The following is a 23108-nucleotide window of genomic DNA, read 5'->3' on the forward strand; positions in this document are numbered from 1 at the left end:
ACTTCTTATTGGACAGACCAGGAGGTCGCAATGTTAGTCAACACGTCGCTCGAGCTGATCATGCGTGATGTTTTTCTGGAGCTGCCGGAGTTCGTACCGGGCTGCCGTACGGTACTCAAGCTCGAGGGCCACCATATAACGGGTTCGATCAAGATCAAGCCGGCGATAGCCTTGATCGAGGCGGCCGAAGCGAGCGGCCTCGCCACGCCGGGGGTGACCACTTTCATCGAGTCCTCCTCCGGTAACCTGGGTGTGGCCATGAGCTGCGTCTGTGCAAGCAAGGGGTATGGCTTCATCTGTGTCACGGACCCGATGGCGACGCAGGCCAATATCAAGGCCATCCATGCGTATGGCGGGCGGACCCTGGTAGTGGACCAGCGGGACGCCAATGGCGGTTTCGTCGGTACGCGGATCGAGGCCATCCGCCGGATCTGTGCCGAGGACCCCAATTGCGTCTGGCTCAACCAGTACAGCCACCCGGCCAATGTGCAGGCTCATCGCGAACAGACTGCCCGAGAGATCCTGCAGGTCTTTCCCGCACCTGATTGGTTGTTCATTGGGGTCGGGACTTCCGGAACCTTCATGGGGTGCGCCGAGGTGTTCAAGCACGAGTCGCCGGGCACTCGGCTGGTGGCTGTTGATCCGCAGGGCTCGGTGAGTTTCGACAGGGCGCCGGGCAAGCGCCTCATTCCAGGCATAGGCGCCAGCCGGAAGCCAGAGTTGCTGGACGCTTCCCAGGCCGACGTGGTGGTGTCGGTCACCGAGCGCGATACCATCGCCACCTGTCGCGATGTGGCGCGCCGCTACGGCATCCTCCTGGGGGGATCGTCGGGCTCGGCGCTGGCGGCTATCGCCAGGTTGCCCGCGCCGCCAAGGCTCGGCGACACACTGGTGGTCATCGCCCCGGACCTGGGCGAGAAATACCTCGACACCCTCTATGACGATAATTGGGTCGCGCGGCATTTCTCAAGCCAGGAGCGCGCCGTGGAAATGTCCTCATGAGCGGCGCGATGCCCTTCGCCGTGGTCGTGGGCGGTGTCATCGAGCGTTTGCTGGCGCAACAGCAGCAACCGGTCATGGACCTGATCGCGCGGGCTTACCAACTGCATGGCCAGGGTGAATCGATCAATCCCGACAGCTATTTCCTGCGCTTTGCGCAAAAACCCGATGCGCGAATCATTGCACTGCCGGCCTACCTGGGAGGCGAGGTGGACACGGCAGGATTGAAATGGATCGCCAGTTTCCCGGGCAATGTGCAGCAGAACCTGCAGCGCGCGTCCGCAGTACTGATCCTGAATGACTATGCCACCGGTTACCCCAAGGCCTTGCTGGAGTCCTCGGTCATCAGCGCTCATCGCACGGCAGCCTCTGCCGCGCTGGGCGCCAGGGCACTGAGTGGCGGCAGCGACCGGGTGCGCAAGATCGCCATCGTCGGCGCCGGGGTGATTGCCCGCCAGACACTGGACTATCTGTTTGCCGACGGCTGGTCGGCGGACGAGTTCGCCATTCACGACCTGCGTGAACAGGACGCCCGACGCCTGGGAGACTGGATCGGCGCCCAGGGCAAGGGCAAGACCCGGGTGGCGAGTGATGCCGAGGACTGCTGCGCCGGGGCGCAACTGATCGTGCTGGCGACTACGGCCGCCGCTCCCTACCTGACGTGTCACGAGCTGTTCGCCCATGCGCCCACGGTACTTAACCTGTCCCTGCGCGACATTCATCCGGACTTGATCCTGGATGCGCAAAACGTACTGGACGATATCGATCACTGCCTAAAGGCGAACACCTCTGTACACCTGGCTGAAATGCAAACTGGCAGTCGAAGTTTTGTCGCCGGCACCCTGCATGACGTGCTGAGCCAGCGCTTGGCGCCGGACCCTGCGCGAGCCCGGATCTTCTCGCCCTTTGGCCTGGGAGTACTGGATATCGCATTGGGCGACTTTGTACTCAAGCGGGCCCGTGCCAGTGGGCAGCAGCTTGAAATCGACAACTTCTTTGCCAGCACCGCCAGATGGTGAGCCCGATGACAGCTGAGACTCTTGAAATGCCTGGTGTACGCGTGAGCGGTGCATTGGGTCTGGAAGCGGTGCACGATGCGGCGCGACGTTTGCTGGGGGCGATCGTGCGGACCCCGGTGCTGGAGTCCCAGACCTTGAATCAGATGCTGGGGGCCCGGGTACTGATCAAGGCCGAGTCACTGCAAAGTGGGGGGTCATTCAAGTTTCGCGGGGCGCTCAATGCCTTGCTGGCCCAGCCCGAGCGGCCGCGGGAAGTGGTGGCTTATTCCTCTGGCAACCATGCCATTGGCGTGGCCATGGCGTGCCGCTTGCTGGAAATCCCGGTGACGGTGGTCATGCCCGCTGATGCGCCTTCGATCAAGTTGGCGAAGGTGAGAGAGGCCGGCGGCAACGTGGTGTTCTATCGGCGCGACCGGGATGATCGCAATGCGATTGCCGAACAGGTGCGCGCAGCTTGTGGTGGACTGCTGATTCCTTCCTTCGATGACGCACAGGTGATTGCCGGCCAGGGGACGGTGGCGCTGGAGCTGATCGAGACGGCACAGCAGCAGGGGCTGCATCTGGAGCAGCTTTTCGTACCCTGTGGCGGTGGTGGCCTGGTTGCGGGAAGCTGCATTGCCAGCGTCCAGGCCGGGCCCGGCTGCTCGGTCGTTGCGGTCGAGCCCCAGGGATTTGACCGCGTGGGCAGGGCCTGGCGCGCTGAAGCTCCGGACAGGAATGCCAGTACCTGTGGGTCGATCTGTGACGCGTTGCTTACGGCGATGCCCAGCCGGCTGCTTTTGGGCTTGCCGCAATTCAAGCGCCTGCAAACATCCTGCGTCGACGATGCGGGGGTTGCCCGGGCGGTGGCATTCGCTCACCAGGAGCTGGGGCTGATGCTCGAACCGTCCGGGGCCATTGCCCTGGCCGCCGTCCTCAAGGGCAATGCCAAGGTTAGGGGGAAAACGATCGGCGTGATCTGTTCGGGGGCGAACATCGATCCGCATGTGCATCAACGCTGCATCGACGGGTGCTGATGGCCCGGTCCCGAATATCTCGGGACCGGGCCTTCTACTACAGGGCTGCCCGGGGAAGGCTGGGGCCTGGCCGGCCTCGTGAAAGCGCATGGCAGATGAGGGAAAGCACTGCTGGCGATGAGCGTGTTAAGATCCGCCACCTGCGAAGTGTTCAAAGTGTGGAATGTGATAAATGGCTCAACGCTCAGTTGTACTCGATACCGAAACCACCGGCATGCCGGTGACCGACGGTCACCGGATCATTGAAATCGGTTGCGTCGAGTTGATCGGTCGGCGCCTGACCGGCCGCCATTTCCACGTTTACCTGCAACCCGATCGCGAGAGCGACGAGGGCGCTATTGGCGTCCACGGCATCACCAACGAATTCCTGGTGGGCAAGCCGCGCTTCCCCGAAGTGGCCGATGAGTTCTTCGAATTCATCAAGGGTGCGCAGCTGATCATCCACAACGCGGCGTTCGACGTTGGCTTCATCAACAACGAATTCGCCTTGCTGGGCCAGCATGAGCGGGCCGACATCACCCAGCATTGCAGCATCCTCGATACCTTGCTGATGGCCCGCGAGCGGCACCCGGGCCAGCGCAATAGCCTCGATGCCTTGTGCAAGCGCTATGGCGTCGACAACTCCGGCCGTGAATTGCACGGCGCCTTGCTCGACTCGGAGATCCTGGCCGACGTCTACCTGACCATGACCGGTGGCCAGACCAGCCTGTCCCTGGCGGGTAATGGTGCCGATGGTGGCGCAGGCGATGGGATGCGCGCCTCGGAGATCCGCCGCTTGTCCGCCGATCGCCAACGCGGCCGGATCATCATGGCCAGCGAGGCGGAGCTGGCCGAGCACCAGGCACGCCTGGAAGCCATCGCCAAGTCCGCCGGCGGCCCGGCACTCTGGACCCAGTTGCTCGAAACCCAGCAGTAACTATCAGGCTCGCAGCGGTCCTTCGCCCTGTTGCCTAAGGGCCGCGGGTTGTTCGCAAGGGCGTAGGCTAGGCAGCGGCCTGCGTCATCGTTGTTGTCCCAGTGCGACGTTTTATTACAGGGAGTCCCTGCCTGGGGTGACATGCGTGCTTTGCAGCTTCTACCCTGAGTGGATTGGCGGGGCTCCCCCGTCGCCTCAGGACTTGTCGCCCCATGTATAAAGACCTGCAGTTTCCGATCCTGATCGTGCACCGTGACATTAAGGCCGATACGGTCGCGGGGGACCGGGTACGAGGGATCGCCCGGGAACTGGAAAAGGATGGCTTCAGCATCTTTTCCGCAGTGGATTATGCCGAGGGGCGGCTGGTGGCTTCCACGCACCATGGCCTGGCCTGCATGTTGATCGCCGCCGAGGGCGCTGGGGAGAACACCCACCTGCTGCAAAACATGGTGGAGCTGATTCGTTTGGCCAGGGTGCGCGCACCGCTGTTGCCGATCTTTGCCCTGGGCGAGCAGGTGACCCTGGAAAACGCCCCGGCCGACGCCATGAGCGAACTCAACCAGTTGCGCGGCATCCTCTATTTGTTCGAAGACACCGTGCCGTTCCTGGCCCGGCAAGTGGCCCGGGCCGCACGCAATTACCTCGATGGCCTGTTGCCGCCATTCTTCAGGGCCCTGGTGCAACACACCGCCGACTCCAACTATTCCTGGCATACCCCGGGGCATGGTGGTGGCGTGGCGTATCGCAAGAGTGCGGTGGGGCAGGCGTTTCATCAGTTCTTCGGCGAGAACACCCTGCGTTCGGACCTGTCGGTGTCGGTGCCGGAACTGGGCTCGCTGCTGGATCACACCGGCCCCCTGGCGGAAGCCGAGGCCCGCGCCGCGCGCAACTTCGGCGCCGATCACACCTTCTTCGTGATCAATGGCACCTCCACGGCCAACAAGATCGTCTGGCACTCCATGGTCGGTCGTGACGACCTGGTGCTGGTGGATCGCAACTGCCACAAGTCGATCCTGCATTCGATCATCATGACCGGCGCGATCCCCCTGTACCTGTGTCCGGAGCGCAACGAGCTGGGGATCATCGGGCCGATTCCCCTCGAGGAATTCAGCACCGAGTCGATCCAGGCCAAGATCGATGCCAGCCCGCTGACGCGTGGCCGTGCACCGAAGGTCAAGTTGGCAGTGGTCACCAATTCGACCTACGACGGGCTGTGCTACAACGCCGAGCTGATCAAGCAGAGCCTGGGCAGCAGCGTCGAGGTCCTGCATTTCGATGAAGCGTGGTACGCCTATGCGGCGTTCCACGAGTTCTTTGCTGGCCGCTATGGCATGGGGACCTCGCGTTCGGCCGACAGTCCGCTGGTGTTCACCACCCATTCCACCCACAAGCTGCTGGCGGCCTTCAGCCAGGCTTCGATGATCCATGTGCAGGACGGTGGCGCCCGGCAACTGGATCGTGACCGCTTCAACGAAGCCTTCATGATGCACATCTCCACCTCCCCGCAGTACAGCATCATCGCTTCGCTGGACGTGGCCTCGGCGATGATGGAGGGCCCGGCAGGGCGCTCGCTGCTCCAGGAAATGTTCGACGAGGCCCTGAGCTTCCGCCGTGCTCTGGCCAACCTGCGGCAGAACATCGCCGCCGATGACTGGTGGTTTTCGGTCTGGCAGCCGGAACGGGTCGAAGGTATCGACCAGGTATGCACGGGCGACTGGTTGCTGGAGGCCGACGGCGAGTGGCATGGCTTTGCCGGCGTCACCGACGACTATGTACTGCTCGATCCGATCAAGGTGACGCTGGTGATGCCTGGCCTGACCGCCGGAGGAGCCCTGAGCGAGCATGGGATTCCCGCGGCGGTGGTCAGCAAGTTCCTGTGGGAGCGTGGGCTGGTGGTGGAGAAGACGGGCCTGTATTCCTTCCTGGTGCTGTTCTCCATGGGCATCACCAAGGGCAAGTGGAGCACCTTGCTTACCGAGCTTCTGGAGTTCAAGCGCAATTCAAACTCGACCGGAGAAGCCCTATTGAACAGGGCCTTTGAGGGATCGTCAAGGGTCTTTGTGACAGCGCTTGTGACTTGGCTTGTGACAGCACACCAGCTCAGGGCCAGTCATTGAGAGGATCATTGAGACCCATTGAGACCCATTGAGACGACTCAAGGTGACCATGGCCTTAGGGTTTCCTCTAGGGAATCGGCCAGCCTTTACGTGACACGTTACGCACACGCGATAAGGACCCATGCGCGCAGGCGATAAGGCTCAGGCGGGCGCGCGAGGGCCACCGGGGGAAACTCGGTCTAAAGACTTGAAATGTGGTCTAACAGATTTTTGCGGTATTTTGCGAAGGGTCCTCGAAGGGTCCTCTATGAGTCCATCTTGACGACTGTCCTTGACGACTGTCCTTGACGACACCGACCAGGGAGATCCAGGAGACCATCTCTCTTAGAGTCCTCTATGGGTGATGGGCTGGCGCAGTGCGTATGCACGGAGTGGCCCATAGAGAGCCAGCGGGTACAGGGAGAAGCTCTATCGAAAGACAACGAGACCAGAGACACGCTATGGCTGGCCAGCTCGTAGGTCTAGGAGTCTTTCGATAAGGCTCTGATGCTGTGTGTGTGTGTGGGAAGGGAGAAGGGAGTGAATGACTATCGACCCTAGACCACCCTCATAGTCTTTAAGGCGGGTCGATAGGTTCACTTTAGGAGAACAGGCATGTCCAGTGCCTGGATTACGTCTGACCATCAAAGACAAACCTAATCGGGGACCGTGCGACTCACTAAGGAGACACCACGCAACCAATGGGACACACGGTCCCCGTTTAGGTCTAGTAGATGGGCTAAGGGTTTGATGTTGATGATGATGATGAGGGAGGTGACTGCTAACGCAGATGATCACCATCGCAGGGCAGAGCGTTGAGCAGAGCGTGAGGAGTACTCATAGAGGCCCTCATGGTAGATCAATTGACATGGTCATCCATGACCTATCTAAGAGGAACCCTAACGATGATCTCTAAGACACTGTGGTCTATGAGTATCTTAGGGTGGGTCTCAGGGTTCTATTCTATCGTGACTTTCTCCTGGAACTGAGATTTAGGGATCACACAGAGAGGAACACAGAGAGGAACCTTAGAGGGGTCTCAGAGGGCCTCCCCCTTTCCCCCTCCAGGGCTTACGTGTGGGTTTTTGCACGTCAGGCTCTACGGGGCTCCCAGAGCACCCTAAGGACTCTCAGAGCACCTATAGAGCACCTCAGAGGCCACACATAGGAGACCCTAAGGCCTCACGCTGGGCCTTCTATTAGGGACTCTACGACAGCCTCAAGGATGGTCCCAACGACAGGCCCTAAGGCCTCAGCGAGCCAAGGAGGCATAGACAGCCCATAGAGGGCCAGGGAGGCAGCGATTAGACGCCAGACAGCAGGCGACTTGATCAAGGCACGGGTGACGCGGATGAGTGTAGCAGCGGTTTCTTTCTTCATCATTGAGAGCCTCCTTTATGATGCACGCCTAGAGACCGCCAGGGTCATCAGGCATGTAGGAGGTCTCACAGCGTCTAGGGTTGAATGGTCATGGTGCTAGTTGTCTTCCCAGCATGGGCGACGTACAGGGCCGGTATAGGTCGCAGCCTGAGCGACGTACTTAGAGACCATCGACCAGGGCAGATTTCCAACATCAGCTATAGCCTCCCGTACAGCCTTGCGGTTCTCCTCGGCTTGCTTGTCGAACCACGGGCAGACCTCCTTTAGGAATGCGAACTGCTCTAGATCACCTAGGGCACGCATGCGGCCAGTCAGGAAAAGCAGGGCGTGTGCAATGCCGTGTAGGTCGCTGGTCTTAAGTGATGGGTCATAGACGAGGTGTTGCTGTAGGTCGTCCACTTCATAGGCTGCGCCCGGTGTCGCTCTACGGATCTCGTTGAACGAGTAAAGAGGTGGCAGACCCCATTTGACGTGGTGCGCCTGGATGGTGTGCTTGCCCACGGTGAACGCCATGTGATGCAGCTTGAATGGCTCAATGACAGGCTTGTTGGGCGGTAGGCCCTCATTGGGTCCCTCTAAGGGCTTCTCTCCGGGCAACGTGATGTTCCCGTCTCCTATGGTCGCCTTGGTGGTCGCCACGGTGGGCTGTGTGTCTTTCGCTTGGGTGGACATAAAGGTTCCTCCTTGATGGTGGTGGTCTGTGGGCTCTATAGGCCTCCATTCAGACCACGATTGCGTCTAGTCATAGCATCTAAGCGGCGTTCTTCTGGGGACCTCTGAGGCTTTCTACGACCCTTGTTGAGGCTGCGCAGAATCTGATTGCGGTCTTGGTTCTCTGTCAGACGCGCCATGGTCTCTTGAACGGATACGCGAGCGAAGCCAGACCCTTCTAACTCCAGCCATCGCTTGACGATCAGGTTGGACAGCTTGAAGGAGTATCGGGACAGAAGCGTAAATGTCAGCTCTTTGTCGAGGACGGTCATTGCCTGGAAACGTCCATAGCCGTCTTCATAAGTGGTCTGGACGTACTGAAAAGATCTATCCAGATTTGGATCGATCTCTAGCCCCAGCTCATCGACCATCTTTCGGATATCCCGCAGAACGTGATGATGCCCCTTGCCGGTGATCTCTGATATCTCCCGTGAGGTCATCCCCGGCAGACCATTGAGTGTCGTAGGGCTTACCGCTCCTGCCTTGGCGATGTTCTGGAAGATGCAGGCACTCATACGCCCACCACTGGATCAGCGTCTGTAAGGGCTTCTACAGCGTCGTAAACGAGGTTTTCAAACTCCGTTAAGGTCAGACCAAGTGCTTTTGCCTGGGTCAGTAGGCGGGCCTTAGTGGACCCCTTAGGCGCCCGCGATAGCTCCGTGTCGATGGTCCGGGTGGTGGTCATGCGTGCAACTGGTTTAATCATGCTCATTTGTCGATTTCCTTTTGAGATGCTCTCTGTGTTCGCTCCCATAGGCCGACCACCAAGGCCCCGACAAAGGGCATCGGCTATGGCACAGAGAGCATTTCAGAAAGACTTGGTGAGTGTGTCTGTGAAGCCCAGCGACGGGCGTTAAGGTGCAGCAGGTAGAGCATTGAGGCTCTCCTATAGACCCTCTCTTAGAGAAGGTACATAGGGCAGCCAGCCAGGACCCTCTAAGGGCCCCAGCAGGTGCAGCGGTACAGCGTTGAGGCTTCGCCCAGGTAGACCTAGAGAGGTCCCTAGAGAGGCCCCTAGAGAGGTCCCTAGAGAGGCCCCTAGAGATCGCCTTATGGCTTCTCTTTGCGCAGGTCGATCATGGATACGATAGGCAGCGGAACGGTCTCGGTTTGGAAACCTTCCGACTTGCCGTTGCTGGCGATGGTCTCGACCTTGAGGCGGACAGTGGCGTTAGCCAGAACATCAGCGATGCCTTGAACTTCCACGTCATAGCCCTGGATCGCTGGGTTACGGGTCACGTCGAGTTTCCACACTTCACCGCTCTTGTCCTCACGGAACGACAAGCAAGCGAAGCCTTTAGGCATGACGAACATGACGTCCGGGCCAGTGTGGTACGACAGACCGCAGCCGATAAGCTCCTCAGCGTCCTCTAGGCCAGCACGTTGTGCGGCACGGTCCAGAACAGCCGAGAGTTTCAGCGGTAGCAAGACGTCGAAGTCCGACAGGTTGTGACCGAACGCGGTGTCCATGTTCAGCGCCAGGATATCGATGAGGTCCTCAGCGACTTCCCGTGGTTTACCCTCGGGCATTGGTGCCTTGATCTTGCGCAGGTTGGAGCGCTTAGCCAGGATTTGAGCTACGACAGTGTTGCACTTGATGCGGAAGTCTTGCAGGAACTTAATGCAAGTCTGCTCGGCAGCATTCGAGGTCCAGCCACCGATCACGTTGGCGTCCAGAATGGTGACACGGGACGAGAACAGAGCAGCAGTCTCACAAGGCAGAGTGAACGCAACGTCACCGGCAACGGCCTTGCCTTTGGTCAGCTTGGAGCGGTCAAAGATAGAGGTCCGTGGGTCGAACTCTACGTCGCGGTCCTCAGAGATCAAGACTTGTTGGCTGGTCGGTTCGGTGTGTGCTGGTCGGAACTCACAGGAGATTTGCTCCTCGGCGTCTTCGCGCCATTCAGGGCTGTTCAGGTAGCCGTCCAGGCACCGGGCAATGTACGACACATAGGCCGCAGCATCAGGAGCCGTGCCAGTGGACACGTTAGCCGAGTGGTCGAAGGTGGCGATGGACGAATTGCCGAAAGTGGCAACACCTGTCATTTGATCAGGCGCTTGATAGCGGTCACGGTCGTAACGGTGATCTTTCAGGCCAGCAGTGCCAGCGATAGGTTGTTGAGTGTATTGGGAATCTTGAACGTGCTTAGACATGGGATGGTCTCCTTAGGTCAATCTATTAGTTACCGCTGTGTCCTCCTGTGAGGTCCTCTCAGCGATGGTCGGGAATGGTCCGCATGTGCGGGCACTGATCAGTTTGCGATGCTCTGTGAGGCTCTCTGTGAGGCCCTAGATGGCGACCCTTAGATGCCCCAGTTGCTAGCGCTTGGGTCGTAGCCTTCGAACGCTCGACCATTGCCACTACGCGAGGAACGAATCCGGGCGCCGTGGTCACGCACACGCTGTGCATGGGCTTCTTTTTCTGCCTTCTCTCGGGCAATAGCAGCCGGGTTGAACTGCTCGGCCATCTCAGCCTGCCGCGCTTGGAAGAACGCAACGTCCTTAGCCTTGCGGTCGGTCTCTTGTTGAGCGATGGCGCGGGCCTGTTGAACCTTGATCAGTTCGTCAGGGAATGCACGGCAGCTCAGGCCAGCGGCCTCGAACTGGTCGATTACGTTGGCTAGCTTCGCCACGTTGGGGCCAGCCATAGCCAGCAGACCAGCCAGCAAAGCGCCCTCGGCATAGGTGCGGGTGACCTCTTGGCCTTGGATCTCAAACTTGTCTTGGGCGGTGCGATGAATGTCTAGTTTCATGTGGTGTCTCCTTATGTTTTCTTTGAGGGGGATCGACGGGACAGCCTTGCCGCTGCATCTCTAGGAACGGACTTACAGGCATCGGCGCGAGGGCCTTTATGTGTCGTCTTACGTGACTTCTATTTGGAACTGAGAACCCAAAGAGGGACTCAATGCCTATTGATCAGCCGACCATGGATAGGATGGCCTTTGCGGACTGGGTGTCTCGGGTGCCACCGGCCAGCATCAGTGCCAGGGATGGGGCTATCTCAAGGTTTTCATAGCGGACTTGACGCCCGGACTTGAAAGAGCCAACACGGGCGACCACTTTAGGCAGGCCAGGGTAGGGCTTAGCGAGGTCCCAGCGGTCAGCGTCTAGGGTAACCACGCGCTTGACTACTCCAAGGTCAGACAGTTGAGCTAGGAGGTCCAGGGAGCGGCGCTTGATTACTCGGTGCTCCAGCTTGGCAGCCTCGGCTATGCAGTGGGTCGGGATCAGTTTGATTTGTTCTTGGGTCGTCATAATGGGTGTCTCCTAGGTGGGTCTAATGGATGCCAGCAGCAGCCCCAGCGAGGGGCGCTACGGTGTTCGGTGTTCATTCTTGAGGGGCTGTAGCGGGTGCCTGTGAGATCTCCTCTAGGGACTTCTCAGCGGTGGCGATACGTTCAGCATGGGCTGACTCGTTGTACCGCTGCTCTCGCACTAAGGACGCCTCAGAGATCGGCTTAGGGAAAATCAAGGTGCCACGCTGCATGGGGATCATCAGGTGAGTGCAGAGCATGTCAGCAGCAGTCAGGCCACGCTCAAGGCCTTGCTTGAAGCGCATGGCGAATCGGTATCCAACCTTGTTTTCCATGTCAGCCAGGAGCTTGTCAGTGTCGAACATGACCTTGCGATTGACTGGGTCCCAGGACCGGAACTCACACTTGGTCGAGTTGTACATAAGGCGAGCGCTGACCAAGGCCATGCGACCCGCTGTAGGGAATGTTTCATTGAGGATCTCTAAGGCCTCGGGAGTGATCTTGGTCACGGGCTGTTTCTCCTTTCGGGGATAGGTGTTGCGACGGTCTCGCTTGGCTGCTAGATAGGCCTCGCGCTGGTCGCCTGTAAGGGCATCCTCTAGAACCTTCACGATGTTCTCAGAGGGCAAGCGCTCCTTGGCTTGGTCGATTGGCCGATAGGCGACATTGAGATCCCCATTGACCAGCTCGCCTTTTATGACCTTCCCGGTGCGTGCCGAAGCGAGGCCGGTCGGACTGGACACGTCGAGGACCCATAGGCTCTGCATGACCTCCAGGCTTGGCAGCTCAGGAATCAGGTTACGGGCGGCAATGGCTCGGTCTTGAATGGCTCGACGGATTGGGTGCAGGCCTGGGGTGTCTAGCAGCTCGGCAGGTGCCTTGCTCCAGTGATTGACCCAGTAGGCAAACAGCGAACGGGCATCGCCTAGGATGTTGATACGACCCATGGCAGACGCCACGACCATGTGTTGAGCGGTCGGCAGTTGGCGATAGCGGGAACGTGCCTCCTCTGGGCTCTCAGGGCTCGATAGGAACTCGATAAGGCCCGCTATGTCGTCCGGTCGGATGTTCTCGGGGACGGTTCGCTCAGTAGGCGCATAGAAGTACAGCCGGATGGACTCTTTGATCTCGGCTAGTTGCTCTTTGGTGAAGGTTTGGAATTCGTTGTGGTCGTCCTTTTGTTTGATGGTCATGGTTGGATCTCCTTTAAGTTGTCTCGGTGGCACCTCCTGGGGCCGTGCTTTAAGTTAGTAATTGAGGGGCTACTGTGAATGAATAGACCCAGCATCAAACCGAGCCGGGTCTAGTGGTATTACGGAAAGCCTTCTAATGGTCCTAGTACAGCTTCAATGGGCAACTGACAATAAAATGAATCGACACAGGCGAACTCGCCGTGTAGTTCCAAGGTGGTCTTCAGGGCCTTGGCAACCAGGGCGTTTAGCTTCTCACTTGAGTGATCTCGGTGACTTCGAATCTCACCTACGAACGTCCTACGACCACCTGCTGACACACTTGAAACAATCTTGCCATGTGCTCCTAGGGAGACACCTTTAGGGAACCAATCGGAAACTTGTCCGAACTTGTTGCTACAGTTCTGCGCGGTTGTGGCTGGACGTAGATTGGCTGGGTCGTTATTCAAGCCGTTGCGGTCTATATGATCAATCACTTGGTTGGCATTCAGTGTTGCACCTGTGGTTAGTTCATAAACTAATCGATGCGCACGCACTCCAGACACTTGCCAATAAGAGCCACTGATTGTCCCTGCAGGCTCCCCTTCCTTGTGCCAGTCAGTGGTGGCATTCCAGACCAACCCTGATGGACTGGTGGGATCGAGCCTCACTGTGTTTTTGATAATTTCAAACTTCTTACGCCGTCTATCTTGTTTCATTGTTGATTTCCCTTTGAGTTGCTCTCTGAGTCGCACCCGAGAACTGACCACCAAGGCCCCAACACGGGCATCAGTTTCGGCACAGGGAGCAACTCAAAAAGACTTGGTGTTAGTGAAAGCCCTGCGATGGGCGATGTGTGTGTCTTACGTGTGGGTTTTAAATACACCCTCTCAGTGATCCTCCTTTACGACCCAGTGAAGGCAGGCGTAGCGATGGTCTTAGAGGTGTTCTCTGAGATGGCCTCTTAGATGGTGATTGTCATGGACAAATAATCACCAATCTCTGAGAGACCTTAGAGTTACTCAATGAGGACTCAAAGGGTTCCTCTGTAATCTGGTCGATGAGTGTCGATGCCTTTCCTCTGAGTGGTCCGCCTGTGCTCTACTATAGGGTCCGTAAATCAGGGTCTAAATCGCTACAGGCCACGGAATACAAGGGCTCCAGCCCGGACCAATGCCCTGATCCAGGCGTCTCAAAGCGGGCCACTTAGCCGGGCCGTCACAGACACAGGAGGCCTATCTCTGGGTCGTCATTGCCGATGCTCAGAGGCTTGATCACTCGGGCGGCTGCCGGGGCTGGTCCTTTGTCGCCATAGGCTGCGCTGGCCTTCTCTACGGCGTTCTCAATGTTCAGGACTTGGCGGGAGATACTCAGCTCCCCATGGCTGGCGAGAAGGTTCATTAAGGTCTCGCTCAGTTTCTTCTTGTCAGCTCCTGGGAACTGCTCGGCCAGTTCATCGACACCAGCGCACAGTTGCTCCTGTAGGCGCGAAGCCAAGGTCATCATGGCGGCCATTTGCGATTGAGCACGCTCCTTGTCCAACCAAGCGGGGACGTAAGGGGTACTCTTAGATTGCACAGCCTCACGCATGGCGGTGAACTGGCGTTTGGTGGCTAGGGTCTTTCCGTCTAGGCCTCGGCCATAAACGTGACCGCAATATTCTGTGACCATGGCGTTCGTCAATTCTCCTTGTTGCTCGGCCAGGACTCTCAGCGTCGCAATGGCACCGGCTCGGGTCATGGTGGGTTCGCCCTTGGCAGGCAGGTCGAAGGGGTTCGGCTCCTCGGTGCTCTCCGCCTGGGCGACCAGCTTAGCCAGTTGGCGTCGAGAGATTCCAAGGCGCTCAGCGGCTGCCCGTTGGCTCATGGTCTTGAGGAGATCGGTGGCACGCGGTGCGGTGGTTTCGTTACTAGGCAGTGACCAAGGCTCGCGCCCCAGGATGGCGGTTAGCTTGGCGTGGGTGACGTGTTGAATGTGCATGAGTGGTGTCTCCTCTATGAGTGTCTCTGTGTCCCTCCTCGGGATGGTGGTGTGGGTGTGTTGGTTAGAGCTGATCCAGGCGCAGGCCTTGAGACCCTTCCCCGGTGATGCTTGTCACGAAGCCGTCAGCGTCCTTGTGGATCTTTAAGGACTTGCGCGCGGTGTCCCATGAGGTGATCTCCTCGGCCTTCTCCTTGAGCCACTCCAGGCCCTTAGCGGTCAACTTAAAGCCGTCTGGGTGACCACTGTGGGAGCGGCTAGGGCCTTTCTTTGCGAAGCCCTCAGAGAGGAACCTAGGATTGACGGTGGTGCGGGTCTCTTGGCCGTTCACAGTGACCGGGCCGACCTTTTCTTTGCGGGTGACGCGGTGCGCCAGGAACCATGCGCGGACCACAGGACCAGTCAGGCCGACCATGCGGGCCGCTTCATCGATCAAGTAGCCGCGCCCTGTGGTGCCCTTACGGACGTGCTCGGCATAGACCGGGGCCATTAGATCCACTCTGGCTTGAAGGTCGCTAATGATCGCCACAATGGCCTTGCCGTCGAACTCAGGGTTAGCAGCGCGCTCAAGGTCAATCCAGCGGGCGACCACGGCATAACGTAGGGTCGAGTCATAGCCGGTGATGAGGGTAAAGGTCAGGGCCTTGTCGAGGACCAGCATACGCAGCGGTTTGTTTTGCGCTGACATGTACTCAGCCTCAGTTGCCCCGATAGAGGACAGCTCAGTTTTGAGCCCTCCTCCTTGAGCTGTAGAGGACGCTTCCTTGAGTTGCTCAATGATCCGGTCGGCGTCCCGTAGGACGTTCTTGTGTTGCTTGCCGGTCAGCTCAGCGATTTCCTTAGTGGTCATGGTGATGGTCATAGTGGTTCTCCTTGGTCGGGTCGTGGTGTACTTGCAGTGTTCAAATGCACCTGTGCAGGGTTAACCCATGGCTCTCTCGTTGAGGAGGGAATCGATGGGTGTGTCTTACGTGTGGGTTTTAAATGCACCAGAAACGACAAAGCCCCAGGCAGTCACGCCCAGGGCTCTCAAAGGCACCTCTCAAGGCAGTTCGCTAGGATTCCACGGCGCTGGCCTTGATAGCTTCCACCAAGGAAGCCGCATCGCTGGCATTGCGAGCCCGGACAGTAGCCGCAACGGCGACCATATAGCCCAGCTCCGGCGTGTCAGTACTCGGCACCTCCTGCGCTTCGACAAGGCTGGACACGGTGTTAACCCATCGGGACCAATCGACGGACAGCAGACCAAGATAGTCAGATCGTCGAGGGTCTTCACCAGAGTGGTGCGCAGTTCGTTGTGCCTACGGCTGGACTCTTAGCCACAGGGCTGCCTGCTGATCCTCATGGCGTCCCTGAGCACGCTTAGCCGGTCATGTGATGGTAAAGGTAGCCAGTCAGAACGACCAGTAGCTAGGCTCTCAAAGGGTGTCTCTTAGGTGAACTCTCCGTACAGCTCCAGGCGTATCCGCTCAGACCACGCTGTGATTGCCTCTAGGTCGGTTGTGGTGGGGTATCGGAACGTGCGACCTTGGGAGCTAATCTGTCCGTTGTACTTCACTTTGCCCCCGGATAGTCCCAGGCTGTAGACGCCCTTTGGAAGACTTCGCTTGCTGATTGAGTTACTCGCGTTCTGCCCACGGGTCGCTAGTCTCAGGTTGTCAATGTGGTTATTCATTGGGTCACGGTCTTTGTGGTCAATCATCATGCCTGAGGGGATGGGGCCGTGGTGTAGCTCATAGACAACGCGGTGAGCGGCGTAAAGCTTGCCCTTGAGGCTGTAGGTCCAGTATCCACTACCTTTCCGGGGTTCTATAGGTTCCCGGCAATCCAGGCCGGTAGGGCTCTCAGGGTTGTACGTGAATAGGTCATGTAGATTCATAACTGGCCTCCTTATGGTGTCGGTGTATCTCCTGTGGGTTTTTTGATGGGCAACAAAAAGGCCACCTTTCGGCAGCCTCTATGTGTACGTGTGGGTTTCTGTTAGTTAACCCCTCCAACCTTCTTGTAGTCGTTACAACAAAGACCCACGACAGGCAGACGGGCTCTCAGGATCTATCTTTAGGTGCTCTCGGACATAATTGATAGGGATTGGTCTTTGTTTTCGCATGGCAATGTTCCTCCGTGTTGGTGTTAATGTGTTCTCCTGTGAGGGTTTTTAATGTCCCAGGAACAACAAAGCCCCAGCGACCAGTCATAACGACCAGCAGCCAGGGCTTTTAGATACTCACGCACGCGCAATGGGATCAGCTATCCCAAGGCACCGGCACTTGATCCTCCATCGCTTAGGGCGCCTTGACGTCCCTCACTGGAGCACTTCGACAGCTGCCCGTAGCAGGACTATCAGGCAGGCAGAGAGCACCAGTAGGCGCCCTGAGAGAAGCAATGCGGCAGCGAGTCGGCGGGCATTACGGGAGACCATTTGAGTTCCTCTGTCCTTGTGAGTTTGTGAGGGTTTAGGCTGACTCTTGATAGCTCAAGGCCACAGACAGACCGTCTCTGAGGTCCTTTAGGTTGACCCCAGCGCCTTTGCCGTACAGGTCGAACGTGATGGACCCTGAGGAGTGCCCAAGGATCGCCTGGGCAACGGTGAGGGGAACCCCATTGGCCTTTAGAGCTGTCGCCATAGAGTGCCTCAAGGAGTGGAACACTAAGGCAGTGTCATCACTGTGACCATGGAACGAACGGAGCATAGAGTTAACCCTACGGCCCATGGTTGGACTCTCAGGGAACACACGGCCACCCTCAGGCAGACCATCGACCAACTCAAGGAACCCCTTAAGGTCGAACCCATGGGCCTCTACCAGTGGGACCAATCGGGCACTGGTCTTGTTCTTGAGGGTCTTGTGGGAGTGGTTCAAGTTGATATCAATCGCCAGCACACCAGCCACCTCCTTAATGTCCTCCTTGACCAGGGTGTAGAGTTCGTTCTGTCTGGCCCCTGTGAGGGTCGCCAACTGGATCAGTAGGGAAGCCTCTGAGGTGTCCTCTACGGCCTTCGCCATGATGAGCTTAATGTCGTCCTCGGTGAACGCCTTACGTGCGCTATCAGCGTCCCTCTTGTGCTTCAAGCCCTTCCCATAGTGGCGCTCAAGGAGACCAGTATTCACCGACCATTCAAGGGTAGTGAGCATGATAGTCAGCAGCTTATTGACTGTGCTATTGGCCCTAGTGGCCCCAATGGTCTCCTTTAAGGCCACCATGTCGGCTCTCGTATGGGTCGTCATGTCGGTATCACCTAGGGCCACGCTTAGCACTCGCTGGGATGCCTCTTGGTTCCTCAAGGTCAGGGCGCTAAGGTTCGTTGAGTGCTCCTTAAGGTAGGCAGCAGCAAGGGCCATGTAGGTTAGCTTTGTGGTGGTGGCAGGAGACGTAGAGGTGGACGTAGAGGTGGACGTAGAGGTGTTCTCTGGGATGCCCTCATAGGTGCCCTTACAGATAGGGACAGGGATGGATAGGTGTACGCTATCAGGGACGTGATCGTGATAGGAACTGTCTATTGATTGACTGAGACCATTAGACACAGAGTCCTCATTAAGTTCCTCAATGATCCCACAGAGGCCCCTCACGTCCCCTCCAAGCCTATCCTCGGCAGCGGTAAGGGCAGACAGAGCCTTAGTGATCCCCTTGGCCTGTACGGCTGTCATAGAGGCTGTCATAGCGTGCCCTATAAGATGGTCCTTGAGGTCGCTGTAGACCATCCCGTAGGACTGCCTAGGGTCATCGCTGTGGTCCATTGAGAGAGCCTCAAGGGCAAAGGCTCTGATGGCCTCCTTAATGTCCTCCCAGGTTGCCTGTGGGTTATCTAGGTGGAAGCCCTGTAGGGCCGCTCTGAGGTCCTTAGAGGTGTTCATTGCGTCTGTCCTGTTGGTGGTCCGTAAGGATACCGCATGGCTGCTCAGGGACCCTACAGGCCTTAGGCGCATGTAGTAGACCCCAGCACGTCGGTAGTGATAGGCCTGGGCTAGAGGAGTTGCTACAGTGTTTGTGACAGAGGTTGTGACACAAGGGGCGGTCTGTGGGTCAATCATTACGTGGCCTCAATGGAATCAAGGGGCCGGTGAGTTCAAGCGCAATTACGACGCCAACGCCAGCCTGGCCAGTTGCCTGCCCAGTGTCGCCAGCCAGGACCCGCAGCGTTACCAGGGCATGGGGCTGCAGGACCTGTGTGACCAGTTGCATGCCTGTTATCGCAGCAACGCCACGGCCAAGCACCTCAAGCGCATGTACACGGTATTGCCGGAGGTGGCGATGAAACCTGCCGACGCCTACGACCACCTGGTGCGCGGCGATGTCGAGGCAGTCTCCATCGACCAGTTGCAGGGGCGTATCGCCGCCGTGATGCTGGTGCCTTACCCGCCAGGTATTCCGTTGATCATGCCCGGCGAGCGCTTCACCGAATCGACCCGCTCGATCATCGACTACCTGGCGTTCGCCCGCGCCTTCGATAGCAGCTTCCCGGGCTTTGTCGCCGATGTGCACGGTCTGCAACATGAAGAACAAGGCAATGGGCGGCACTACACCGTCGATTGCATCAAGGAGTAAGGAGCCTGCCGTTATGCCGTCCACGGTCAATGTTGGGAAATCGCGAGTGCAGGTTCGTGTCGCCGATGCAGGGTTCGCGGCCTATATCAATGGCAGTGACTTCAGTTTCCAGGTCGATGCCTACGCCGAGGTCGCGCACGGGGTAGCGGTGACCGACTGGCCGCTGTGCCGGATCGCCTCCTATCGCAAGTGCTATGGCATCGATCCCGAGGAATTCAGCAGCTATCGCAATGCGCCGGACAGCGAAGTCTTCATGGCTTATCTCGATGGCCAGGCGGTCGGGCACGTGGTGGTCAGTACCAACTGGAATGGGTATGGGCACATCGATGAACTGGCGGTCCACGCCCCGGCGCGAGGTCACGGGGTGGCCAGGACACTGCTGGAGGTCGCGCAGTTCTGGAGTCGCAGGAAGGGTTTGCCGGGGGTGATGCTGGAGACCCAGAACAACAACCTGGGTGCCTGTCGCCTGTATGAACGTTGCGGTTATGTCGTGGGCGGGGTGGATCGCCTGCGTTATCGCGGTATCGATCCACAGACTCGCGAGGTGGCGATCTTCTGGTACCTGCTGTTCGCCGAAGACCCCGCAGACAATGCTCCTTAACCTGCAAGCAGCGCCGTGGCCTGTTCGCCCAACAGCTCCATCAGGGCATTGAGCAGGGGCGAGGTTTCGCTGCCCTTGCGGCGCAGGGCATACAGGGTGATGCCGATGGGGGGCGATAAAGGGCTGATATCGAGACCCGCGCTCCGAGCGCCGGCGGCCGTGAAGGGATCGACTATCGCCAGGCCTTCGCCGGCTTCCACCAGGCTGCGCATCATCTGGTAGGTCTGTACCCGGGTCTGGATCACCGGCCTGGGTCGCAGGTTCTGCAATTTACTGGCCAGGGTCGCGCCCAACGGGTCCAGGTCCTCCAGGCCGACCATGGCCTGGCCGGCCAGGTCCTGCAGGGACACGTATTTCTGCTTGGCCTGCAGCCAGCCGTGGGGCGCCAGGACGAACAGCTTGCCCTGGGCCAGGCTCTGGCTGTGAATGTCCGGGTGCTCGGGGTCATGCAGGCTCAGGCCCAGGTCACAGTGGCGCAGCAGCAGGCTGTCGGTGATCTCACGGGTGTTCTGGCACAGCAGGCTGCACGGCGTATCGACGAAGCGCCGGCGCAAGGCGGCGATGCATTGGGGGAGCAATTGCTGGACCAGTGGAGCGGTACCGACGATGCGCAAGGGCGGCGCCTGGTGGAACCGCAGGCTGTCGGCCAGGCGTTGCACGGGCTCGAACGCGTCGTAGACCCGGGTAATGGCAACTTGTAGCTCCAAGGCTTCGCGGGTGGCTTGCAGGCGTCCGCGCACGCTGGCGAACAGCATCAAGCCCAGTTGGCTTTCGGCGTCGCGCAGCAGGGCCTCGACCTCGGCCACCGAGAGCTGCAGCAACTCGGCGGCGGTACCCAGGTGAGCGGTTTGCAGGAGCGCTTGAATCACTTCGATATGACGTAGACGCATGCTTGAAATCCATATCCGGCCGGTCAGGGAAGCAAGCGTCGAATCCTAACCCAAGTCTGCGCCGCGAATCTGTAGTTGATGTCGCAGCGGCCAGGGCTGGGCGAAGAGCAGGAGAGGGTCACTGATTCACTGGCGACTCGGGTTCACGCACCAGGGTTACATCCGCCTGCACCAGCAAGAATTGGTTGTCGTCGAGTTTCTTGACCCGGTCACCGATGGCCAGGCGGTAGGTGGTGACTGGTTCCGAGCCGGCTTCGCCGTCCGCTGAAGGCATGGATTCCTGGAATTCGTGGACGGAATACACCCGTCCCTCGGCATCTCTTGCATGGAATTGTCCGACAAGTACTGCTGCCATTTATTAGAGCCTCTGGAAATAAAACACGCAAAATTCGGTGCTGTAGACCCAGTGGGAGCGGGGGAAGTTTTGCTCCCGAAAAAAAATATTCTGTTGTGGGCCTGGCTCGGAGTCGATGGCCGCTTCCCGTGCATAAATGCACGGAGTGGGCTAGCAGATACGACCCCGGCTCATCTATAACTAGCAACTCTCCCAAGCCAATGGTTGGAAACTCCAATGAGCAATGTCTACAAGGTTGCAGTGCTGGTCGGCAGTCTCAGAAAGCAGTCCCTGAATCGCAAGGTCGCCCTGGCCCTGGCCGACCTGGCACCCGCCAATCTTCAATTGAACATTGTCGAGATAGGCGACCTGGCGCTCTATGACGAAGACATCGAGCACACCCCGCCGGCCGCCTACGCCAGGTTCCGCCAGCAGATCCGCGAGTCCGATGCGGTGCTGTTCGTGACGCCTGAATACAACCGCTCGGTGCCGGCGGCATTGAAGAATGCCATCGATGTCGGCTCGCGCCCCTATGGCCAGAGCACCTGGAGCGGCAAGCCGGGAGCGGTGATCAGCGTATCCCCGGGAGCTATCGGCGGCTTCGGGGCCAACCACCACCTGCGCCAGTCCCTGGTGTTCCTCAATGTGCCGTGCATGCAGCAACCCGAGGCCTATATGGGCGGCGCGGGCGCGGCCTTCGATGATGCCGGCAAGTTGTCGGATACCACACGGCCTTTCCTGCAGAGCTTCATCAACGCCTACGGCCAGTGGGTCGAACAGCAAAAGCGCAGTTGAAGCCTGGCGTAGCGCCAGGCCGGCTTCTCGTCGATCCAGGCCTGCCGCTACGCTTTGCCTGGTTGCGCTGCGTTCCCTGGCGCGCCAGTTCCCGCCATCCATGGTGACCTCCCGAACATGCTGATTGCCGTGGCGATCTTCCTGCTGACCCTCATCCTGGTGATCTGGCAGCCCCGGGGCCAGGGCGTGGGTTGGAGTGCCACGATCGGTGCCGGCCTGGCGCTGCTCAGTGGAGTGGTGCACCCCGGCGACATTGCCCTGGTGTGGCAGATCATCTGGAATGCCACCGCCACTTTCGTGGCCTTGATCATCATCAGCCTGCTGCTGGATGAAGCCGGGTTCTTCGCCTGGGCGGCGCTGCACGTGGCGCGTTGGGGGCAAGGCAGGGGGCGCCGGTTGTTCGCCTGCATGGTCTTGCTGGGGGCCTTGGTTTCGGCGCTGTTCGCCAATGATGGTGCGGCCCTGATCCTGACGCCCATTGTCATCTCCATGCTCCTGGCCCTGCGCTTTTCCCCGGCCTCGACCCTGGCATTCGTCATGGGTGCGGGCTTTATCGCCGATACCGCGAGCTTGCCGCTGGTGGTCTCGAACCTGGTGAATATTGTCTGTGCCGATTTCTTCGGTATCGGCTTCAATCGTTATGCCGCGGTGATGCTGCCGGTGAACCTGGTGAGCGTCATCGCCACCCTGGCGGTGCTGCTGTGGTTTTTTCGTCGGGATATCCCTCAATCCTACGATCCCCGGCAGTTGGTCGATCCTGCAAGCGCCATCCATGACCGTGCAACGTTCATGGCCGGCTGGTGGGTGTTGCTGATCCTGTTGCTGGGCTGCTTTGCCCTGGAGCCGCTGGGCATTCCCATCAGTGCCATCTCCGCAGTGTGCGCGGCCCTGTTGCTGATAGTCGCGGCCCGGGGTCACAGGATTTCCACGCGCAAGGTCATCAGGGAGGCGCCCTGGCAGATCGTGATCTTCTCCCTGGGCATGTACCTGGTGGTGTACGGCCTGCGCAATGCCGGGCTGACCGCGTACCTGACCGGCTGGCTCGACGGCCTGGCCGCCTCCGGGGTCTGGGGCGCCGCGCTGGGCAGCGGATTGTTGGCGGCGGGGCTGTCATCGGTGATGAATAACCTGCCCGCGGTGCTGGTCGGCGCCTTGTCCATAGAGGCCAGCCACGCCACGGGAGTGATCAAGGAAGCGATGGTCTACGCCAATGTGATCGGTAGCGACCTGGGGCCGAAGATCACCCCTATCGGCAGCCTGGCGACCCTGCTCTGGCTGCATGTGCTGGAGCGCAAGGGGATTCACATCGGCTGGGGTTATTACCTGCGGGCCGGGATGGTGCTGACACTGCCGGTGTTGCTGGCGACGCTGGCAGCCCTGGCCTTGCGCCTGACGTGGTGAGATCG

At 59.0% G+C, this 23108-nt stretch carries 21 protein-coding genes and 2 pseudogenes; 9 read left to right on the forward strand and 14 right to left on the reverse strand.

Annotated elements, in window-relative coordinates; translation table 11 throughout:
• Nucleotides 1–60 precede the first annotated feature (60 nt).
• From sbnA to I9018_RS13905, 5 genes and pseudogenes are all read left to right on the forward strand, one after another.
• Nucleotides 61–1002 carry a 2,3-diaminopropionate biosynthesis protein SbnA gene (gene sbnA / locus I9018_RS13885; protein WP_241109804.1) on the forward strand — a complete coding sequence of 314 codons (942 nt, stop codon included), beginning with the start codon at nucleotides 61–63 and terminating at the stop codon, nucleotides 1000–1002.
• Nucleotides 999–2018 carry a 2,3-diaminopropionate biosynthesis protein SbnB gene (gene sbnB / locus I9018_RS13890; protein WP_124346693.1) on the forward strand — a complete coding sequence of 340 codons (1020 nt, stop codon included), beginning with the start codon at nucleotides 999–1001 and terminating at the stop codon, nucleotides 2016–2018. The genes sbnA and sbnB overlap by 4 nt, the downstream gene beginning before the upstream one ends.
• A 5-nt stretch (nucleotides 2019–2023) precedes the next feature.
• Entirely contained in the window at nucleotides 2024–3034 is a 1011-nt protein-coding gene (locus tag I9018_RS13895; RefSeq protein WP_241109805.1) for a threonine/serine dehydratase, read from the forward strand.
• A 172-nt stretch (nucleotides 3035–3206) separates the two neighbouring features.
• A complete protein-coding gene (dnaQ, locus tag I9018_RS13900) occupies nucleotides 3207–3950 on the forward strand; it encodes a DNA polymerase III subunit epsilon (protein WP_124346695.1) in 744 nt (247 codons plus the stop codon).
• A 212-nt stretch (nucleotides 3951–4162) separates the two neighbouring features.
• A pseudogene (locus I9018_RS13905) lies at nucleotides 4163–5947 on the forward strand (Orn/Lys/Arg decarboxylase N-terminal domain-containing protein); the annotation flags it as partial.
• 1575 nt (nucleotides 5948–7522) lie between these two features.
• On the opposite strand, the gene I9018_RS13910 reads toward I9018_RS13905, so the two are convergent.
• The 12 genes from I9018_RS13910 to I9018_RS13965 all read right to left on the reverse strand — a co-directional run bounded on the left by I9018_RS13910 (nucleotide 7523) and on the right by I9018_RS13965 (nucleotide 18391).
• A complete protein-coding gene (locus I9018_RS13910) occupies nucleotides 7523–8098 on the reverse strand; it encodes a hypothetical protein (RefSeq protein WP_241109806.1) in 576 nt (191 codons plus the stop codon).
• Between the two features lie 35 nt (nucleotides 8099–8133).
• Entirely contained in the window at nucleotides 8134–8652 is a 519-nt protein-coding gene (locus tag I9018_RS13915; RefSeq protein WP_241109807.1) for a Rha family transcriptional regulator, read from the reverse strand.
• A complete protein-coding gene (locus I9018_RS13920) occupies nucleotides 8649–8849 on the reverse strand; it encodes a hypothetical protein (protein WP_241109808.1) in 201 nt (66 codons plus the stop codon). Before I9018_RS13920 ends, I9018_RS13915 begins: the two co-directional genes overlap by 4 nt.
• A gap of 338 nt (nucleotides 8850–9187) precedes the next feature.
• A complete protein-coding gene (locus I9018_RS13925; RefSeq protein ID WP_241109809.1) occupies nucleotides 9188–10291 on the reverse strand; it encodes a hypothetical protein in 1104 nt (367 codons plus the stop codon).
• A 149-nt stretch (nucleotides 10292–10440) separates the two neighbouring features.
• The gene (locus I9018_RS13930; protein WP_241109810.1) at nucleotides 10441–10890 is read right to left on the reverse strand and encodes a hypothetical protein; all 450 of its coding nucleotides are present in this window, start codon (nucleotides 10888–10890) and stop codon (nucleotides 10441–10443) included.
• Between the two features lie 163 nt (nucleotides 10891–11053).
• Nucleotides 11054–11392, reverse strand: a complete 339-nt coding sequence (locus tag I9018_RS13935) for a hypothetical protein (protein WP_241109811.1) — start codon at nucleotides 11390–11392, stop codon at nucleotides 11054–11056.
• Between the two features lie 73 nt (nucleotides 11393–11465).
• Nucleotides 11466–12584: a hypothetical protein gene (locus I9018_RS13940; RefSeq protein ID WP_241109812.1), complete on the reverse strand. Its 1119-nt coding sequence runs from the start codon at nucleotides 12582–12584 to the stop codon at nucleotides 11466–11468.
• 119 nt (nucleotides 12585–12703) lie between these two features.
• Nucleotides 12704–13279 carry an HNH endonuclease gene (locus I9018_RS13945; RefSeq protein ID WP_241109813.1) on the reverse strand — a complete coding sequence of 192 codons (576 nt, stop codon included), beginning with the start codon at nucleotides 13277–13279 and terminating at the stop codon, nucleotides 12704–12706.
• Between the two features lie 499 nt (nucleotides 13280–13778).
• Entirely contained in the window at nucleotides 13779–14540 is a 762-nt protein-coding gene (locus I9018_RS13950) for a hypothetical protein (protein ID WP_241109814.1), read from the reverse strand.
• Nucleotides 14541–14604: 64 nt separating this feature from the next.
• Entirely contained in the window at nucleotides 14605–15402 is a 798-nt protein-coding gene (locus tag I9018_RS13955; RefSeq protein ID WP_241109815.1) for a Rha family transcriptional regulator, read from the reverse strand.
• A 193-nt stretch (nucleotides 15403–15595) separates the two neighbouring features.
• Nucleotides 15596–15748 (reverse strand): hypothetical protein, encoded by a 153-nt coding sequence (locus tag I9018_RS13960; protein WP_241109816.1) that lies wholly within the window; start codon nucleotides 15746–15748, stop codon nucleotides 15596–15598.
• A gap of 1245 nt (nucleotides 15749–16993) precedes the next feature.
• Complete coding sequence (locus tag I9018_RS13965; protein ID WP_241109817.1) at nucleotides 16994–18391, reverse strand: tyrosine-type recombinase/integrase; 1398 nt, start codon at nucleotides 18389–18391, stop codon at nucleotides 16994–16996.
• A 208-nt stretch (nucleotides 18392–18599) separates the two neighbouring features.
• Between I9018_RS13965 and I9018_RS13970 the strand changes: the two are divergent.
• Nucleotides 18600–19082: pseudogene (locus tag I9018_RS13970) on the forward strand (lysine decarboxylase); the annotation flags it as partial.
• A gap of 46 nt (nucleotides 19083–19128) precedes the next feature.
• Nucleotides 19129–19683 carry a GNAT family N-acetyltransferase gene (locus I9018_RS13975; RefSeq protein ID WP_241109818.1) on the forward strand — a complete coding sequence of 185 codons (555 nt, stop codon included), beginning with the start codon at nucleotides 19129–19131 and terminating at the stop codon, nucleotides 19681–19683.
• On the opposite strand, the gene I9018_RS13980 is transcribed toward I9018_RS13975, so the two are convergent.
• Nucleotides 19680–20573 carry a LysR family transcriptional regulator gene (locus I9018_RS13980; protein ID WP_124346697.1) on the reverse strand — a complete coding sequence of 298 codons (894 nt, stop codon included), beginning with the start codon at nucleotides 20571–20573 and terminating at the stop codon, nucleotides 19680–19682. The genes I9018_RS13975 and I9018_RS13980 overlap by 4 nt on opposite strands.
• 118 nt (nucleotides 20574–20691) lie before the next feature.
• Complete coding sequence (locus tag I9018_RS13985) at nucleotides 20692–20928, reverse strand: hypothetical protein (RefSeq protein WP_068588983.1); 237 nt, start codon at nucleotides 20926–20928, stop codon at nucleotides 20692–20694.
• A gap of 216 nt (nucleotides 20929–21144) precedes the next feature.
• Here I9018_RS13985 and I9018_RS13990 point away from each other — a divergent pair, with 216 nt between their 5' ends.
• Both I9018_RS13990 and I9018_RS13995 read left to right on the forward strand, forming a co-directional pair.
• Nucleotides 21145–21702 (forward strand): NAD(P)H-dependent oxidoreductase, encoded by a 558-nt coding sequence (locus tag I9018_RS13990; protein WP_068588981.1) that lies wholly within the window; start codon nucleotides 21145–21147, stop codon nucleotides 21700–21702.
• Between the two features lie 117 nt (nucleotides 21703–21819).
• Nucleotides 21820–23103, forward strand: coding sequence for an arsenic transporter (locus I9018_RS13995; protein WP_241109819.1), 1284 nt, complete (start codon nucleotides 21820–21822; stop codon nucleotides 23101–23103).
• The last annotated feature ends 5 nt before the right edge of the window (nucleotides 23104–23108 follow it).

This window comes from Pseudomonas sp. MPFS, assembly GCF_022537035.1.
Classification (GTDB): domain Bacteria; phylum Pseudomonadota; class Gammaproteobacteria; order Pseudomonadales; family Pseudomonadaceae; genus Aquipseudomonas; species Aquipseudomonas sessilinigenes.